This is a genomic window from Streptomyces sp. NPDC002324 (assembly GCF_053593335.1).
In genome coordinates this window covers 90,185-109,235 of record NZ_JBSFCF010000023.1, presented here as the reverse complement: position 1 = coordinate 109,235, position 19,051 = coordinate 90,185, and the positions used below count along the sequence as shown (strand labels likewise).

Sequence of the window (19,051 nt, the reverse complement as noted above, 5' to 3'; positions counted from 1 at the left end):
GCATTCCTCTTTCTCGCTTCGCGTGCTTTCTCACTTCGGGTTCCGCTCCGCCCACGCGACGAGCCCCTTCAGGGCCCGGAACCAGGTCTCGGCGAGATCCTGGACCATGTCGCGCGGCAGCAGTCCTTCCAGGTACGACCAGTGCGCGGCCAGCACCGGCCCGTCCGCCCGGTCCTCGGTCACCACGTTGATCTCCAGCGCGTGACCCTCCCGCATCGAGTCCTCCGACCCGATGTCCGCCGCGTCCTCCTCCGGCGCGTACGACCAGTCCGTCTCCTCCGGGATGCCGAACCGGCCCAGGTAGTTGAACTCCACGCGCGGCGGCTCGTAGGCCGCCAGCACCTCGCGGGTACGGGGGTTGAGGTGCCGCAGCAGCCCGTACCCGACGCCGTTCGCGGGCAGCGCCGCCAGATGCTCGCGCACCCGTCGGACGGCCTCCTCGGCGGCCGGACCGCCGGCGAAGGCGTCGGCGGGGTCGGCCGGGCCCGCGTCGAGGCGGACCGGGTGGACGCCGGTGAACCAGCCGACCGTACGGGAGAGATCGATCCCGTCGCCGCCCAGCTCCTCCTCGCGGCCGTGGCCTTCGAGGTCGACCAGCACCGAGGTGCCCGTGCCGCCGTCGCGCCGCCGCAGGTCGGCGAAGGCGAGGGCGAGTCCGGCGAGCAGCACGTCGTCGACGGCGGCGCCGAACGCGGCGGGTACGGCCGACAGCAGCGGTCCGGTGTGCTCGGCGGGCAGCCGGAGCACGACCTCGCGCTGGGTGGCGGTGGTGTCGCGGTCGGGATCGCGCTCCCGGGTGAGCGGCAGCGACTCCGCGCCGCCGTCGAGGATCGCCTCCCACACGGGCAGTTCGGCCTCCCGCTCCGGTGCCTGGGCGAGATCCGTGAGCAGCCGGGACCAGCGGGCGAACGACGTCTCGACGGGGAGCAGGCCGACGGGCCGGCCGGCCGAGACGTCCCGCCAGGCCGCTTCGAGGTCGGGCAGCAGCACCCGCCAGGACACCCCGTCCACGACGAGGTGGTGGCCCATCAGCAGCAGCCGGCCGGGCGCGTCGCCCGCGTCGAACCACACGGCCCTGACCATGGTCCCGGCGTCCGGGTCGAGCGACGCCCGCGCCGCGGTGGTGTGCCGCCGTACGGTCTCGCCCAGCGCGGTGGCGTCCAGACCTGACACGTCGACCCGGTCGATCCAGCCGGCCGCGTCGACCGCGCCGACGGGCGGCACGTGCAGCGACCAGTTCTCGGTGTCCTCGCGGGAGGGCCGGACCAGGGTGGCGCGGAGCAGGTCGTGGCGGTCGGCGAGCGCCTGGAGCACGGTCGTCAGACCGGGCAGGTCCAGCTCCGCCGGGGTGCGGACCAGGGCCGCCTGATGGTAGGTGGCGAAGGGGCCGCCCAGTTCGCGCAGCCAGTGCATGACCGGGGTGAGCGGCACGTTGCCGGTGCCGTCGTCCGCCGGGCGCGGCGCGCCGACGTCGGCCGTCTCCGCGACGGTGCAGAGCGCGGCCACCGTGCGGTGCCGGAACACCAGCCTCGGGCTGATCCGCAGACCGGCCGCGCGGGCCCGCCCCACGAGCTGCATGGCGACGATGCTGTCACCGCCCAGGGCGAAGAAGTCGTCGTCCACACCGACCTGTTCGAGCCCCAGCACCTCCGCGACGACCGTGCACAGCAGCTCCTCCACGGGGGTCGCGGGGGCCCGTCCGGAGGACAGGGCGGAGAAGTCGGGCGCGGGCAGGGCGGACCGGTCCAGCTTGCCGTTGGCCAGCTGAGGGAACCGCTCCAGGGCGACGACGGCCGCCGGGACCATGTGGTCCGGGAGCCGGCCGCCGACGTGGGCGCGCAGCCGCGCCGGGTCGGGCGCGGTGTCCGGGGCCGGTACGACGTACGCCACGAGCAGCTTGCGCGGGCCGTCCTGGTGGACGGTCACCAGGGCCTGCCCGACCTCCGGGTGGGAGGTGAGGGCCGCCTCGATCTCGGCGGGCTCGATGCGGAACCCGCGGATCTTGACCTGGTCGTCGGCGCGGCCCAGGTAGTCGATCCGGCCGTCGGCGGTCCAGCGGGCCAGGTCGCCCGTGCGGTACAGCCGTGATCCGGCGGGACCGAACGGGTCGGCGACGAACCGCTCGGCCGTCAGGGCGGGGCCGCCCAGGTAGCCGCGGGCGAGACCGCCGCCAGCGAGGTACAGCTCGCCGGGAACACCGGGCGGCAGCGGCTGCAGACGGTCGTCGAGGACGTAGGCCCGGGTGCCGGCCACCGGCCGTCCCACGAGCGGGCGTTCGCTGTCGCGGACGCGTCCCACGAGGGCGTCCACGGTCGACTCGGTCGGCCCGTACAGGTTGAACGCCTCGGTGCCGGGCAGCTCGGACAGGCGCTTCCACAGGGCGACGGGGACGGCCTCGCCGCCCACGCCGACGACCGCGAGCGGGCAGTCGCCGCCCCGCAGCAGACCGCTGTCGGCCATCTGCGTGAAGAACGACGGCGTGACCTCCAGGAAGTCGAAGCGGTGCCGGAGCACGGCCTCGGTGACCAGTTCGGGATCGCGGCGAACCTCTTCGGACAGCACATGGACGCAGTGCCCGTCCAGCAGCCACAACTGCGGCTGCCAGGAGGCGTCGAAGAAGAACGACCAGGCGTGCCCGACCCGCAGATGCCGCCGTCCGGCCGCCTCGATCGCGGGCGCGTAGAGCGTCTCGCGGTGGCTGTGGAACAGGGTGCCGAGGGTCTCGTGGGTGATCACGACGCCCTTGGGCCGGCCGGTGGAGCCCGAGGTGTAGATGACGTACGCCGGGTGCCGGGGCGTCAGCGGGGCGCTGCGGTCGGCGTCGGTGAGGTCGGCGGGGTCCTGGGCCGCGAGGCGGTCCCGGGTGCCGGGGTCGTCCAGCAGCAGGGACGCCGTGCCGGGCGGCAGCGTGGCCGCCAGGGCGCGGGTGGTCAGGGTGAGCACCGGTCCGGCGTCGGCGAGGACGTCCGCGGTGCGCTCGACCGGGGCGTCCGGGTCGAGCGGCAGATAGCCGGCGCCCGCCTTGTGGACCGCGAGGACGGCCGTGAGGAAGTGCGCGGTGCGGGGCAGCGCGAGCGCCACGAACCGCTCGGGGCCGGCGCCCGCCTCCACCAGCAGCCGGGCCAGCCGGTTGGCGTCCGCGTTGAGTTCGGCGAACGTCAGCTCCACCCCGTCGGACGCGGCGGCGGGCAGGTCACCGTGGAGGCGCGCCCGCTCCTCGAACAGGGCGGGCACCGTGGTCGGCGCGCCGGCCGCGGGCCTGCTGTGCCAGCCGCCGACCAGGCGGGCCCGCTCGTCCGCGCCGAGGATGTCGACCCTCGCGAGTGCCGTGTCCGGGTCGGCGGTCACGGCCCGCAGGACGCGCAGCAGCCGGTCCGCGAACGACTGGGCGGTGTCGTGGTCGAACAGGTCGGCGCTGTACTCCAGCACGCCGTCCACCCCGGTGCCGTCGCCGCGTTCGACGAAGTCGAAGGACAGGTCGAACTTGGCGGTCGTCTGCGCCACGTCGTCCCGGCGAGTGTCCAGCCCGGGCAGTCCGGTGTCGTCGCCGCCCGACGCCAGGTACACGACCATCACCTGGAACAGCGGGTGACGGGCGAGCGACCGGGCCGGGTTGACCACCTCCACCAGCCGCTCGAAGGGCACGTCCTGGTGGTCGAACGCCGCCAGGTCGGCCTCCCTGACCCGGCCGAGCAGCTCCCGGAACGTCGGATCGCCGGAGGTGTCGGTGCGCAGCACCAGCGTGTTGAGGAAGAACCCGACCAGGTCGTCCAGCCCGGCGTCGGTGCGCCCGGAGATCGGACTGCCGATCGGGATGTCGTGCCCCGCCCCGAGCCGCGACAGCAGGGTGGCCACGGCCGCCTGCAGCACCATGAACACGCTGACCCCGTTGTCGCGGGCCAACGCGTGCAGGGCGGCGGCGAGTTCGGCGTCCAGCGACAGGTCGGCGGAGCCGCCGCGGTAGGTCGCCTCCAGCGGGCGGGCCCGGTCCACGGGCAGCGCCAGCTCCTCGGGCAGTCCGGCCAACGCCTGCTTCCAGTACGCGAGTTGGCGGGCGGCGAGACTGTCCCCGTCGTTCTCGTCGCCCAGGACCTCCCGCTGCCACAGCGTGTAGTCGGCGTACTGCACGGGCAGCGGCTCCCACGCGGGGGCGTGTCCGGCCGTACGGGCGGCGTAGGCGAGCGCGAGGTCCCGGTGGAGCGGGCCCTCCGACCACTCGTCCCCGGCGATGTGGTGCAGGAGCAGCAGGACGGTCCAGTCCTCGTCGCCGGTACGGAACACCTGGACCCGCAAGGGGAGTTCACGGTCCAGGGCGAAGCCGTAGGCGCCGGCCTCCGCGAGCAGTTCCGGCAGCAGCGCGTCGTCGGTGTCGACGACCTCGAACGGGACGCGGACCTGCTCGGGCGTCAGCACCAGCTGGTGGGCCCGGCCCTCGTCGTCGGGGAAGACCGTGCGCAGCGTCTCGTGCCGGACGACCACGTCGTGCACGGCGGCCCGCAGCGCCGCCACGTCCAGCGCGCCCGTCAGCCGCCAGGCCGAGGGGATGTTGTACGTCGCGCTGGGGCCCTCCACCTGGTACAGCACCCACAGGCGCTGCTGGGCGGAGGACAACGGCAGCCGCTCGGGACGCGGCCGGACCGTCAGGGCCGGACGGGTCGTGCCCGTGCCGTCGGCGGTGTCGGCGAGGTGCCGGGCGAGCCGGGCCGGAGTCGGCGCGTCGAAGACCGTGCGCAGCGACACCTCGGCGCCGAGCGCCGTCCGGACGCGCGCGGTCAGGCGCATCGCGAGCAGCGAGTGGCCGCCGAGCGCGAAGAAGTCGTCGTCGACGCCCACCTCGGGCACGTCCAGAACGGCGGCGAACGCCTCGCACAGCAGGTCCTCGCGCGGGGTGCGGGGCCCCCGGCCGGAGGTGGGCGCGGCGAGGTCGGGCGCGGGGAGCGCCTTCTCGTCGAGCTTGCCCGCGACCGTGCGCGGCAGGGCCGCCACCGTGACGAAGGCGGACGGCACCATGTGCGCGGGCAGGGCGCCGGCCGTGTGGCCGCGCAGCTCCGCCGGGTCCGGGACGCGCCCGGCGGCCGGGAGGACGTAGGCGACGAGCCTGCGCACGCCCGGGGTGTCCTCGCGGACGACGACGGCGGCCGTGGCCACGTCGGGGTGGTCGGCGAGCAGCGCCTCGATCTCGCCGAGTTCGATACGGAAACCGCGCAGCTTGACCTGTCCGTCGGCGCGGCCCTGGAACTCCAGGGAGCCGTCGCGCCGGCGTCGTACGAGGTCGCCCGTGCGGTACATCCGCGTGCCGGGCGCGCCGAACGGGTCCGCCGTGAACCGCTCGGCGGTCAGCCCCGGACGGTTGAGGTAACCCCGCGCGAGGCCCTCGCCGGCGAGGTACAGCTCACCGGTGACACCCACGGGGACGGGCCGCAGCAGCTCGTCCAGGACGTGGGCGCGGATGTTGTCCAGGGGCGCGGCCCAGCGGCCGGTGGCGTCGCCGTGCCAGCCGTAGGCGTCGACCGCGCTCTCGGTGGGCCCGTACAGGTCGTGGACCTGGGTGCCGGGCAGGGCGCACAGGCGCTCCCAGAGCGGGGCCGGGGTCGCCTCGCCGCCCACGGCGATCACACCGGGGAGGTGGGCGCCGGGCTCCAGGAAACCGTGGTGGATCAGCTCGCGCAGGTAGGTCGGGGTGACGTCGAGGAAGTCGATGTCCTCCCGGCCCAGGTACGCGAGCAGCGCGGCCGGGTCGGCCATCACGGCCTCGTCGGTGACGTGCAGTTCGTGGCCGGCGAGCAGCCAGATCAGCGGCTCCCAGGAACCGTCGAAGCTGAACGAGGCCGCGTGCACGGCCCGCAGCCGGTCCCGGCCGAGGGACCGCTCGGCGGGCCGGATCAGGTCGTCGCGGTGGGCGGCGAAGAAGTTGCTCAGGCCGCGGTGGGTGCCGACGACGCCCTTGGGAGCACCGGTGGACCCGGAGGTGAAGATGAGATAGGCGGAGCCGGCGGAGGCGGGCGGCAGGGCCGTCGGCGCCTCCTCCATGTCCGCGAGCCGGTCGTCGATCAGGACGACCGGGCACCCCTGCGGCAGCCTCGCCGCCAGCTCCGCCGTGGTGAGCACGCACAGCGGGGCCGCGTCGCGGAGCATGAACTCCAGCCGGTCGGCGGGATATTCTGGGTCGAGCGGCAGATAGGCGGCACCTGACTTCAGGACGCCGAGGAGCGACGGGACCATCAGGTGCCGGGGCAGGGCGAGCCCCACCACGCGCTCGGCGGCGGCGCCCCGGCGCAGCAGCAGCCGGGCGACCGCGTCCACCCGCTCGCCCAGCTCCCGGAAGGTGAGCCGGGAGGCCCCCGTGACGAGGGCGGGGGCGTCGGGCCGGGAGCGGACGACGTCGTCGAGGATCTCCGGGACGGACCGGGTCTCCAGGGGCCGGGCGGTGTCGTTCCAGACGGCCGCGAGGGCCGTCTCCTCCGCATCGGTGAGGACGTCGAGGGAGCGCAGCGGCCGGGAGGGCTCCGCGACGACCCGCTCCAGCAGCCGCAGCAGCCGCTCGGCGAGCCCGGCGGCGCTCTCCTCGTCGGTGAGGTCGGCGGCGTACTCCAGCAGCAGGGCCATGTCCTGGCCGGGACCGTGGTCGACGAAGGTGAAGTCCAGGTCGAACTTCGCCATGCCGTTGTCCATGTCGAACCACTCGGTGGGCAGCCCGAACAGGTCCGGGTCGCCGTCGGGCCGGTGGTGGTAGCCGAGCATGACCTGGAAGAGCGGGTTGCGGTCGGCGGTCCGGACCGGGTTGACGGCCTCGACGACCCGGTCGAACGGGACGTCCTGGTGCTCGAACGCGGCCAGGGCCGCCTCCCGCACCCGGCCGAGGAGCCCCTCGAAGGAGGGGGTGCCGGACAGATCGGTGCGCAGCACCAGCGTGTTGACGAAGAAGCCGACCAGATCGTCCACCGCGCTGTCGGTGCGTCCCGCGATGGGCGCGCCGAGCGGGATGTCGTCCCCGGCGCCCAGCCGGTGCAGCAGCGCCGCCGTGGCGGCCTGGAACAGCATGAACATACTGACCTGGTGGGTGCCGGCGAGGTCGCGCAGCGCGTCCCCGGTGGAGCCCGGGAGCGTGGCGCGGACGACCGCCCCGCGCCCGGTGGCGCGGGCCGCTCCCGGCCGGTCCAGGGGCAGCGGGATCTCCTCCGGGAGCCCGCTCAAAGCCTCCTTCCAGTAGGCGAGTTGTGCCTCCTCCACCTCGGCGAGCAGCCGCTCCTGCCAGAGGGTGTAGTCGGCGTACTGCACCGGGAGCGGAGCCCACTCGGGCGCCCCGCCCGCGGCGCGGGCCGCGTACGCGCGGTGCAGGTCGGCGAGGAAGGGACGGTCGGACCACTCGTCGGTGGTGATGTGGTGCAGGACGACGGCCACCACGTGGTCGTCGTCGGCCAGCCGCAGCACCTCGGCCCGCACCGGGAGGTCGGAGCCCAGGTCGAACGGGCGGCGCTGGGCCTCCTCGATCCACCCCGCGAGCCCTGCCTCGGTGCCTTCGGAGATCCGGAACGCGGCCTCGGCCTCACCGGGCGCCGCGACCCACTGGTACGGCTCCCCGTCCGCGTCCACGAACCGTGTCCGCAGCGTCTCGTGACGATCCGTCACATCACGCAGGGCGGCACGCAGGGCGTCGAGGTCCAGGGCGCCGCGAAGCCGGAACACCAGCGGGAAGTTGTACGCGACACCGTCGCCGGTGATCCGCTCCACGAGCCACAGCCGGCGTTGGGCGGCCGACAGCGGTATACGGGCGGGTCGTTCGGCGGCAGGCTCAAGGACGGGCCGGGCCGGCTGCCCGGTGGCCGCCCGCAGCGCCAGCGTCTCCGGGGTGGGTGCCTCGAACAGGTCGCGGATGGCCAGTTCGGCGCCCAGCTCGGTGCGGGCGCGGCTGATCAGCCGGGTCGCGAGCAGCGAATGACCGCCCAGGTCGAAGAAGTTGTCCTCCGCTCCCGTGCGGGGCAGGCCCAGCACCTCCGCGAAGAGGCGGCACAGCACCTCCTCGATGGGGGTGCGCGGGCCACGCCCGGCCGACAGGGCGACCGCGGGCTCTGCGTCCGGCAGGGCGCGGACGTCGAGCTTGCCGTTGTCGTTCATCGGCAGTCCGGGCAGGACCACGAAGGCGGCGGGCACCATGTAGCCGGGCAGCCGCTGTCCGAGGTCGTCGCGGAGCCGCCTGACGAGCGCGGTGTGACCGCGCCCGGCGGCCGGGGTGTTGGCGTAGGGGGCCTCGTCGCCACGGTCGGCGCGCGGCCGGTACAGGCCGGCCGTGCGGGCGGTGTCGGTGCCGGGGTTCCGGTTGCCGGGCACGAAGACGGCCTCGTAGGAGCCCGGTTCGGTGGACCAGGTGGTGAGCAGCCGGTAGCCGTGCGCCTCGGCGGTCTCCCGCAGGTCCTCCGGTTCCACGCCCGTCGCCGCGACGGCCGTCGGCCGGCCGCTGTCCAGGGCGCGCAGTCCGGCGAGGTCACCGGCGGTGCGGGGGTCCGGGACGCCCCGCACCCGGAGCGGCCTCGTGCCGTCGAGCCGGGAGAGGAGCGCGTCCCGTCCGGTCCAGCTGACCGCCGGGACCCCGTCCAGCGAGAGCCCGGCGTCTCCCTCGTACAGCACCACGTCGTACCGGTAGCGGGTCAGCTCGTTGTGGTGGCGGCCCGCCTTGGTGCGCAGGTCGACGCCGACGCCGAGGGTGGTGAACCAGTCCGGGTCGACGAGGAGTTCCTTCTCCAGCGCGAGGCCCCGCTCCACGGCCCGGCGCAGACTCTCCGGCTCCGTGTGCGCGTCGGCGCGGGCCGCCTGGATGCCGGCCTGGAACACCCGGGCCTGGCGCAGGTCGCGGACGTCACCGAGGAACAGGGCACCGCCGGGCGCGAGCAGGTCAAGCGCGCCCCGGATCACCTGGTGGAGGTGGTCCAGGCTCGGGAAGTACTGGACGACGGAGTTGATGACGACCGTGTCGAAGAAGCCGGTGGGCAGACCCTCGGTCACCTCGGCGGGCTGGCAGCGCAGTTCCACCTTGCCCGCCAGCACGGGGTCGCTCTTGATGCCCTCGGTGAGCTTGCGGATCACGGGTGCGGCGAAGTCGGTCGCCCAGTACGCCTCGGCGTCCGGCGCGAGCTTCGACAGCAGCAGACCCGAGCCGACGCCGATCTCCAGGATGCGGCGGGGCCGCAGCTCGCGGATGCGCTCCACGGTGGCCTCACGCCACTCCCGCATGTGCTCCACGGGGATGGGGGAGCCGTCGTAGGAGCTGTCCCAGCCCGCGAAGTCCTCGGTGAAGAGGGCGGTGCCGATCTCGGTGTACTCGGCGGAGTAGATCTCCTGCCACTCACCGATCTGCTCCCGCTCGGCCGACTCGCGTGCCTCGGCGTCGGGTTCGGCCGGGACGACATAGCCGACCAGCCGCTTGGTGCCGGGGGCGTTGAGGTCGTCGCGGGCGACGACGGCTGCCCGGGACACCTCGGGGTGCTGGACGAGCGCGGTCTCGATCTCGCCCAGCTCCACCCGGTAGCCCCGGATCTTGACCTGGTCGTCGGTACGGCCGAGGAAGTCCAGATTGCCGTCCGGGCGACGTCGTACGAGGTCACCGGTGCGGTACATCCGCTCGCCCGGCCGCCCGTACGGGTCGGCCACGAAGCGCTCGGCGGTGAGGCCGGGCCGGTCGAGATACCCGCGCGCCAGACCGACGCCCGCGATGTACAGCTCACCGGCCACACCGTCCGGCACCGGCCGCAGCCAGGTGTCGAGGATGCGGGCCCGTGTGGCGCGGATGGGCTTGCCGACGGTCGGGGTGGCGCTGTCCTCGGTGCCACCGCCGAGCGTGTTGATCGTGTACTCGGTCGGGCCGTACAGGTTGTAGCCGTACGTCCCCTCCGTGTCCCGCAGCGTGTTCCACACCGTCTCGGTGACGGCCTCACCGCCGAGCAGCACCAGCGGCGGCCGGTGCCCCTCCAGCAGGCCCTCCTCCAGCAGGAGATGGGCGTACGTCGGGGTCACATTGACGACATCGACGCGGTGTTCCTCGCAGTACGCCACCAGCGCGGTCGCGTCCCGCCGCAGCTCCTCGTCGCAGACGTGCACCTCGTGTCCCTCGACGAGCCACAGCAGCTCCTCCCAGGACATGTCGAACGCGAACGACACCGTGTGCGCGATGCGCAGCCGCCGTCCGCCCGCCGACGCGATCGCCGGGGCGAAGATCTCCTTCTGGTGGTTGAGCTGCATGTTCGTCAGACCGAGGTACGGCGTGACGACACCCTTCGGGCGGCCCGTCGACCCCGAGGTGTAGATCACGTACGCCGGGTGGTCCAGGCTGAAGGACACCGACACCGGACCGGCCGGGAAGGACGCCAGTTCGGCCGCCACCGCCGGGTCGTCGAGCAGTACGCGGGGCGTGTCGCCCGTCAGCGTCGCCGACACGCCCGCCGTGGACAGCAGGAGCAGCGGCCGGGCGTCCGCCAGCATCAGCGACAGCCGGTCGGCCGGGTGGTCCAGCTCCAGCGGCAGATACGCCGACCCCGTCCGCAGCACGGCGAACAGCGCCACCACCATGTCGATCGAGCGCGGCAGCCCGAGCGCGATCACCCGCTCGGGTCCGGCGCCGCGCGCGAGCAGCAGCCGGGCCATCCGGTCGCAGCGCTCGTCGAGTTCGGCGTAGGTGAGGGTCTGCGCGCCGAAGACGAGGGCGGACTCGTCCGGGGTCCGGGCGGCCTGCGCGGCCAGCATGTCGGCCACCGTCTCGTGCGGCACGGGCTGCCGCTGCTCCGCCTCCTCGTGGGCGAGTGCGGCGGCCTCGGCGGGCAGCAGGGAGTCCAGCGAGCCGACGGGAGCGTGCGGGTCGGCCACCAGACGGCAGACCAACAGCACGAATCGGTCCAACAGGCTCTGGGCGTAGGCGCCGTCCAGCAGGTCGGGCCGGTAGGCGAGGGTGGCCCTGACGCGGTCGCCGGGCGTGACGACCAGGTTCGCCGGGTAGTGCGTGGCGTCCACGTTGGCCACGGCCGTCGCGCCGTGCCGCGCGCGCAGTTCGGCCAGCCGCTCGTCGGTGTCGGCGTTGCGCAGCACGAACAGCGTGTCGAACAGCCGCCGGTGACCCGACTCGGCCTGGAGCACACCCAGACCCAGGTGCTCGTACGGCATGACCTCCAGCCGTTCGCCCTGGATCCGGCGCAGCAGACCGAGGACCGGCTCACGCGGGTCGAAGGCGATGCGCGCGGGCACGGTGTTGAGGAACATGCCGATGACGTTCTCGACGTCCGGCACCTCGCTGGGCCGCCCGGCGACCGTGGTACCGAACGCGATGTCGGTACGGCCCGTGGCGCCGGCCAGGACCAGTCCCCAGGCCGCGTTGAGCACGGTGTTGAGGGTCAGACCGTGGGTGCGTGCGGTGTCCCGCAGCCGCTCCGCGACCGTCACGTCCAGGACCGCGTCCAACTGCTCCGGGATCACCGGCTCCCGCCCCCGGTCGTCGGCGGCCGGCACCAGCAGCGTGGGCTCCTCGAAACCGGACAGGGCCGCCCGCCACGCCCGGGTGGCCTCGGTGTCGTCCTGCCGTTCCAGCCAGGTCAGGTAGTCACGGTAGGAGCCGGGGCGGGCGAGGCCCGCCGGGTCGCCGCCGCTCTCGTACAGCGCGAACAGCTGGTCCAGGAACAGCCAGGCCGACCAGCCGTCCCACAGGATCAGATGACGGCCGACGATCAGCCGGTCGCCGCGCTCCTCGCCGAGCCGTACGAGCAGCATCCGGAAGAGAAGGGGGCTGGTGAGGTCGAAACGGCGGGCGCGTGAGTCGTCCAGCAACTCCCGCATTCTGCGGTCCTGTTCGGCGGCCGGGAGCCCGGCGAGATCCACCTCGGTCAGCGGGACGGCGGCGTCCCGCACGATGAACTGCACCGGCTGGCGCAGCCCTTCGCTGGTGAACCCGGCCCGCAGGCTGGGGTTGCGGGCCAGCAGGGTGCGTACGGCCGCCGAGAGCCGCTCGGCGTCCACGCGCTCGGCGAAGTCGAAGGACTCGTGGACCGTGTAGACGTCCAGGGAGCTGTCGTCGAAGTTCGAGTGGAAGAACAGGCCCTCCTGGAGCGGGGCGAGGGGCCACACGTCCTCGATCCGGCCCGGCGCGAGCCGCTCGACGCGCTCCCGCTCCTCCTCGGTCAGCGCGAACACGGACGCCGCGGGGATGCCGTCCGCGGCCGTCTCGTCGAGGGCGGCCGTCGCCGCGAGCGCCGCCGGGGTGCGGTGCTCGAACACCTCGCGCGGGCCGATCACCAGACCCGCGCGACGGGCCCGGCTGGACACGGCGATCGAGCTGATGCTGTCGCCGCCCAGCAGGAAGAAGTCGTCGTCGACACCGACCTCGGCGAGCTTCAGCACGGCCGCGAAGATCTCGACGAGCAGCTGCTCCCGGGGGTTGCCCGGAGCGCGGGTGACGGTACCGCGTACGGCCCGCGGAGCGGGCAGCGCGGTCCGGTCCAGCTTGCCGCTCGGGGTGAGCGGCAGGGCGTCGAGGAGCACCCAGGCTCCCGGAACCATGGGGGCGGGGAGCGCGTCGGTGACGGCCGCACGGAGGTCGCCCACCTCGGCGGCGTTGCCTGCGGCGGGCACGACGTAGGCGACGAGCGCGTCCTCCCGGACCGTCACCGCGGCCTGCGCGACCTGCGGCAGCCGGACGAGGGCCGCCTCGATCTCGCCGAGTTCGATCCGGTTGCCGCGCAGCTTGACCTGCCGGTCCGTGCGGCCCAGGTACTCGATCACCCCGTCCGCGCGCCGCCGGACCAGGTCACCCGTGCGGTACATCCGGCTGCCGGGCGGTCCGTACGGGTCGGCGGTGAACCGCTCGGCGGTCAGTGCCGGACGGGCGTGGTAGCCGCGGGCCAGCTGGACACCGGTCAGGTACAGCTCGCCGGGGACACCGTCGGGGACGGGCCGCAGACAGGTGTCCAGGACCCGCAGTCCGGTGTTCCACACGGGGCGCCCGATGGGCACCGCGGCGTCCCGGTCCTCGTCGGGGACGTACGGGTGGTACGTGACGTCCACGGCCGCCTCGGTCGGCCCGTACAGGTTGTGCAGTGGTACGCCGGTGAGCGCGTGCCAGCGGCTCGCGGCGGCGACCGGCAGTGCCTCGCCGCTGCTCAGCACGCGGCGCAGCGACGTGGACCAGGCGGGGTCGGAGGTGACCTCGTCGTGCCGGAGGAAAGCCTCCAGCATCGACGGCACGAAGTGCAGGGTCGTGACGGCCTGTTCGCGGACGAGTCCGGCCAGGTGGGCGGGGTCGCGGTGGCCGTCCGGGCGGGCGAGCACCACGGTCGCGCCCGCGAGGAGCGGCCAGAAGAACTCCCACACGGACACGTCGAAGCTGGACGGCGTCTTCTGCAGCACCCGGTCGTCGGCACCGAGCCCGTACTCGCCCTGCGTCCAGGCAAGCCGGTTCACGACGGCGCGGTGGGTGACGACCACGCCCTTGGGCAGGCCGGTCGAGCCGGAGGTGTAGATGAGGTAGGCGGGGTCGTCGGGGCGTGCGTGAACCGGAGGCTGCCCGGCGGGCGGTTCGTGGTCGGGGGCGTCGAGCAGCAGCGCGGCAGGAGCCCGCTCGGGCAGCCGGCCGGCCGTGGCCGACAGCGTGATGACGGTCGTGGCGCCCGAGTCGGTGAGCATGTGGGCCACCCGGTCCGCCGGATAGTCCAGGTCCACCGGCAGATAGGCGGCGCCCGACTTCAGCACGCCCAGCAGCGCCACCATCAGCTCCGCCGAACGCGGCACGGCGACCGCCACGAAGGTGCCCGGCCGGGCACCCCGGTCGCGCAGCCGTACGGCCAACTCCTCGGCTCGGGCGTCGAGTTCGGCGTAGCTCAGCCGCTCGCCCTCGAAGACGACCGCCGTCGCGTCGGGCGTCCGGGCGACCTGCGCCGCGAAGCCCTCGGCCAGGGTGTGTTCCGCAACGAGGCGCTCCTCGCCGGCGGGGTGGGCGCGCAGGGCCTCGTCGGGGGAGAGGAGTTCGACGGAGGCGGCCGTGCGGTCCGGTGCCTCGGCGATGGCCTCCAGGACACGGGCCAGACGGTCGCCCAGCGCGCGCACGGCTTCGCCGTCGAGGCGCTCCGCGTGGTGCTTGAGCCGCAGGTCGAGCCGTCGGCCGGGCTTCACGACGAGGGCGAGGGGATAGTGCACGGCGTCGTGGAAGGCGTCGCCGGTGATGCGCACGGTGCCCGAGGCGTCCCGGAGGTCGGTCTCGGCGGGGTAGTTCTCGAACACCAGCAGGGTGTCGAAGAGTTCCCCGGAGCCCGCGTGGCCGGTGAGCCGCTGGATCTCGGCGAGACCGAGGTGCTGGTGGTCGAGCAGCCGGGCCTGCTCCTCCTGGAGCCGGACGAGCAGCGTTCCGAGGGATTCGCGAGGGGTCCAACGGAAGCGGGTCGGCAGGGTGTTGATGAACAGGCCCACCATGGAGGCGATGCCCTCGACCTCGCCGTCGCGTCCGGAGACCGTGGTGCCGAACACGACGTCGTCGCGGCCGGTCAGTCTGCCGAGCAACAGACCCCAGGCGCCCTGGACGACCGTGCCGAGGGTGACCCCGTGCTCCCGGGCCCGCTCGGCGAGTCGCGCGGTGGTCCGCTCGGACAGCTCCACCCGGACGTGCTCCGGTCGCACGGGAGCCGTGGCGGCCGGGGTGCCGACCAGCCGCGTCGGCTCCTCCAGCCCGGTGAGCGCGTCGAGCCAGGCGTCACGGGCCGCGTCGCGGTCCTGTGCGGCGAGGCGGCGGAGGAAGCCCCGGTAGGGGGCGACTTCTGGAAGGGCGGGCGCGTCGGTGCCGTAGAACGCCATCAGTTCGCGGTGGAGCACCGGCAACGACCAGCCGTCGGCGACGATGTGATGGAAGGTCAGCACGAGGCGGCTGCGCTCCTCGCCGAGGCGGACCAGGGCGCAGCGCACCAGAGGCGGCGCGGACAGGTCGAAGCCCCGGGCCCGCTCGTCGGCGGCCACCGCGTCGCCGAGCGCCTCGCGGACCTCGCCGTCCTGCGCCGACAGGTCGACCTCACGCCACGGCAGCTCCGCGTTCCGTGTGATGATCTGCACCGGGGTGCCGTCCGGGCGCTGCCGGAACGCGGCCCGCAGCGGCGCGTGCCGGTCCAGCAGGCTCTGCGCGGCCCGGCGCAGCACCGTGCCGTCGACGGGCCCGGCGAGGTCCAGTACCTGCTGGACGACATAGGTGTCCCCGTCGGCGCCGCCGGTCAGGGAGTGGAAGAAGAAGCCCTGCTGGAGCGGGGTGAGGGGCAGCAGCTCCTCGACCGGCAGCGGGCGCGTGCCCTGGATCTCGGCGAGTTCGGTGTCGTCGACCACCACGAGCGGCGCGTCGGCGCTGTGTTCGGTGACCCGCTCGACGGCGGCCTCGGCCAGCGCCTCGACCGTGCGGTGCCGGAACACGTCACGGGTGGTGAGCCTGAGGCCCGACTCCCGTGCGCGGATGAGGAGTTGGATGGCGCTGATGCTGTCACCGCCGAGCGCGAGGAAGTCGTCCTCGGCCGTCACCGCGTCCAGCCCGAGCACTTCCGCGTAGAGCGCGCACAGCAGCTTCTCGCGAGGGGTGCGCGGGGCGCGGCCGGCGCTCATGGCGGCGTGGTCCGGGGCCGGCAGGGCTCTCGCGTCGATCTTGCCGCTGGGGGTGACCGGCAGGGCGTGCAGCGGGACGAACGCCGAGGGGACCATGTAGTCGGGCAGCCACTCGGCGGCGTGCCCGCGCAGGGTCCGCATGAGGGCGGCGACGTCACGGAAGGGCGCGGGCCGGTTGGCGTGCGGATGGGCGCCGGCCGTCCGGTACAGCGGCCCGAAGGGCCCGTCGAGGACGAACACGGCGTCGAACGCGCCGTCGTCGGCACTGCCGTTCCAGGTGAGCGCGGCCCGGTAGCCGTGCTCAGCCGCCAGCGCGTGCACGTCCTCCGGGTCGGCCCCCGAGGCCGCCTCCCCGCTGCTGCCGTCCAGCCGCCGCAGGTCCGCCAGGTCGTCCGCGAGGCGCGCGTTGGGCACACCGACGACGCGTATCCCGTCCGGCCGCCCGGCCAGCAGCTCGCCGAGTCCGGCGAGTCCGCCGACGGCCGCCCAGTCGGTCTCCGGCAGCTCCCGGGCCGCCGCCGGAGTTCCGGAGCGCAGCACGACGTCGTACCGGTACCGGCTCAGTTCGTTGTGGTGCGTGGCCCGCTTGATCCGGATCTCCGCGTCGAAGCCGTCGAGAGCGGCGAAGAAGTCCGGGTCGAGGAGGAGTTCGCCCTCCCAGCGCACCGACCGCTCGACGGCCGTCCGCAGCGCGCTCTTGTCCTCGTCCTCGCCCTCGGCGCCGGCCGCCCGCCGGGTCTCCACGGCCGCGCGCAGGGTGCGCAGCAGCCGCAGGTTGCGGACGTCACCGACGAAGATCCGGCCGCCGGGGGCCAGCAGGCCCGCCACCTGGCGCAGCACGTCGACGAGGTATTCCCCGCCGGGGAAGTACTGGGCGACGGAGTTGATGACGACCGTGTCGAAGTACCCGGTGGGAAGACCGGTGGTGTCGTGGGCGGGCTGGGCCCGCAGCTCGACCTTCGCGGCCAGTTCCGGATCGGTGCCGACCTGGGCGCGCAGGGCCGCGACGGCCCGCGCCGAGAGGTCGGTGCCCCAGTACGCCTCGCAGTCGGGCGCGATCCGGGACAGGATCAGACCGCTGCCGACGCCGATCTCCAGGACCCGCCCGGCCGGGCCCAGTCCGCGGATACGCTCCACGGTCGCCGCCCGCCACTCCCGCATCTCCTCGACGGGGATCGGCGTGCCGTCGTACATGCTGTTCCAGCCGGCGTAGTTCTCCCGCAGACCGGAACCGGCGGGGTCCGTGCCGAAATCGCCAGCCAGCGCCGCGTCCCGCGCGTCGCCCGCGTCCTCGGAACCGGCCGCCCCGTACAGGAGTTCGTGCAGTTCCCTCCACTCCTCGACCCGGGTGTCCGGGTCCGCGTCGCGCGGCGCGTCGAGGGCGGGGACGACATAGGCGGCCAGGCGGCGGTCGCCGGGCCGGTCCTCGCGGACGACCACCGTGACCTGGTCGACGGCCGGGTGGCCGCGCAACACCGACTCGATCTCGCCCGGCTCGATCCGGAACCCGCGGATCTTCACCTGGGCGTCGGCGCGCCCGAGGAACTCCAGCCGTCCGTCGGCCCGCCAACGGACCAGGTCACCGGTGCGGTAGAGCCGCTCGCCGGGCTCCCCGAACGGGTCGGCGACGAACCGCTCGGCGGTCAGGTCCGGCCGCCCGAGATAGCCCCGGGCCAGACCCGCGCCGCCGAGGTACAGCTCGCCCGTGACACCGGCGGGCACCGGCCGCAGGAAGGCGTCCAGGACGTACGCCCGGGTCCCCGGGTCGGGCACGCCGATGGGGACGATCGCCCCGGCCGGGATGTCCGGATCGCACAGTCCGAGCGTGGAGTTGGTGGTGGCCTCGGTCGGGCCGTACGCGTTGAACATCATCCGTCCGCGCGCGAACCGCCCCACCAGCTCGGGCGAGACGCGCTCGGTGCCCGCCAGCAGGGTGGCGGTCGGCGGGAGGTGGACGTCGTCGGGCAGGGCGGCGAGCAGCGCGGGCGGCAGGATCATGAAGGTGATGCCGTGCGCGTGCGCGTAGTCGGCGAGCGGGGCGCCGGGCACCCGCAGTTCCGCCGGGACGACGACGAGCCGGCCGCCGGACAGCAGTCCGAGGCACAGGTCCCAGAACGCGACGTCGAAGCTCGGCGAGGCGAACTGCAGCACCCGGCTGTGCGGGCCGATGCCGAACCGCTCGCTCTGCGTGGCCACCAGCTTCGCCACACCGGAGTGCGCGAGGGCGACGCCCTTGGGGCGGCCGGTCGAACCCGAGGTGTAGATCACGTAGGCGGCGTTCAGGACCGTGAGCGGCCCCGAGCGGTCCGCCTCGGTGGGATCGTGGGCGGGCCGCTCGGCCAACTCGGCCGCGACGGCGGGGGAGTCCAGCTCCAGGACGGTCATGCCGTCGGCCGGGCCGGGCAGGTCCCGTGCGGTCTCCCCGGTGGTCACCATGCAGACGGGCCGCGCGTCGCCCAGCATGTACGCGATGCGGTCCGCCGGGTAGTCGTGGTCGATCGGGAGGTAGGCGGCGCCCGACTTCAGGACGGCCACCTCCGCCACGATCAGCTCGGCGGAGCGCGGCAGGGCCAGGGCGACGATCCGCTCCGGACCGGCGCCCCGCGCGAGCAGCGCGTGCGCCAGGCGGTTGGCGCGCGAGTCCAGCTCGGCGTAGGTGAGTTCCTCGTCCTCGAAGACCAGCGCCACGGCGTCCGGCCGCTGCCGCACCTGCTCGGCGAACATCGCGGGCCAGGTGTCCGCCGGCACCGTGTGCGCGGTGTCGTTCCAGTCGAGGACGACCTGGCGGTACTCCTCGGGGCTCATCAGCTCCAGCCGGGCGACCGGGGCCTCCGGCCGGGCCAGCGCGTCGGCGAGGAGCGTGCGGTAGTGGCCGAGGAGGCGGTCGATCGTCGAGGCGTCGAAGACACCGGGGTGGTACGCGGCCCGTGCCGAGTTCTCGCCCACCTCCAGCAGCACGTCGACGGGGGCGGGCAGGTCGGCGGCGGGCCGGGCGGCCGTGGCGAAGGCCGTGTTGAAGAACAGCCCGCCGCCGCGTGTGGGCCGGGGCCGTAGCTCCTCGACCAGGAGCCCCACGGGCACCCGGTGGGTCTGCGCCTCCTCGTGCGCCTGCGTCACCCGCCGCACCAACTCGGCGAAGGAGGGTTCGTGGTCGACGGACACCCGCAGCGGGAGCCCGTCGTGGCCCACGGTCAGATCCGTCGCCCCGGTGTAGCGGTGCAGCAGGGCGACGAAGGCGGCGAGACGTACGGCGTCGGGGGCGTCCGGGACATCCGCGAGCACGCGCGTGTCGCGTTCGAGCAGAGGCTGTGGCGGGTGAGGCCGATCGGCGGGCAGTGAGATCTCGAGCGGCAGCGATGTCAGCAGCCGCCGCCAATAGGCCAGGACTTCCTCGGTACCGCACACAGCAGTGAGCCTTCCCACCAGGTCGGGGCCCGGTTCTGAGCCG

Annotated in this window: 1 protein-coding gene; it reads right to left on the bottom strand. The window is 74.1% G+C overall.

Annotated elements, in window-relative coordinates; all coding sequences use genetic code 11:
* Positions 1–30: 30 nt before the first annotated feature.
* Complete coding sequence (locus ACWCRJ_RS27335; RefSeq protein WP_450941784.1) at positions 31–19,008, bottom strand: amino acid adenylation domain-containing protein; 18,978 nt, start codon at positions 19,006–19,008, stop codon at positions 31–33.
* Positions 19,009–19,051 lie beyond the last annotated feature (43 nt).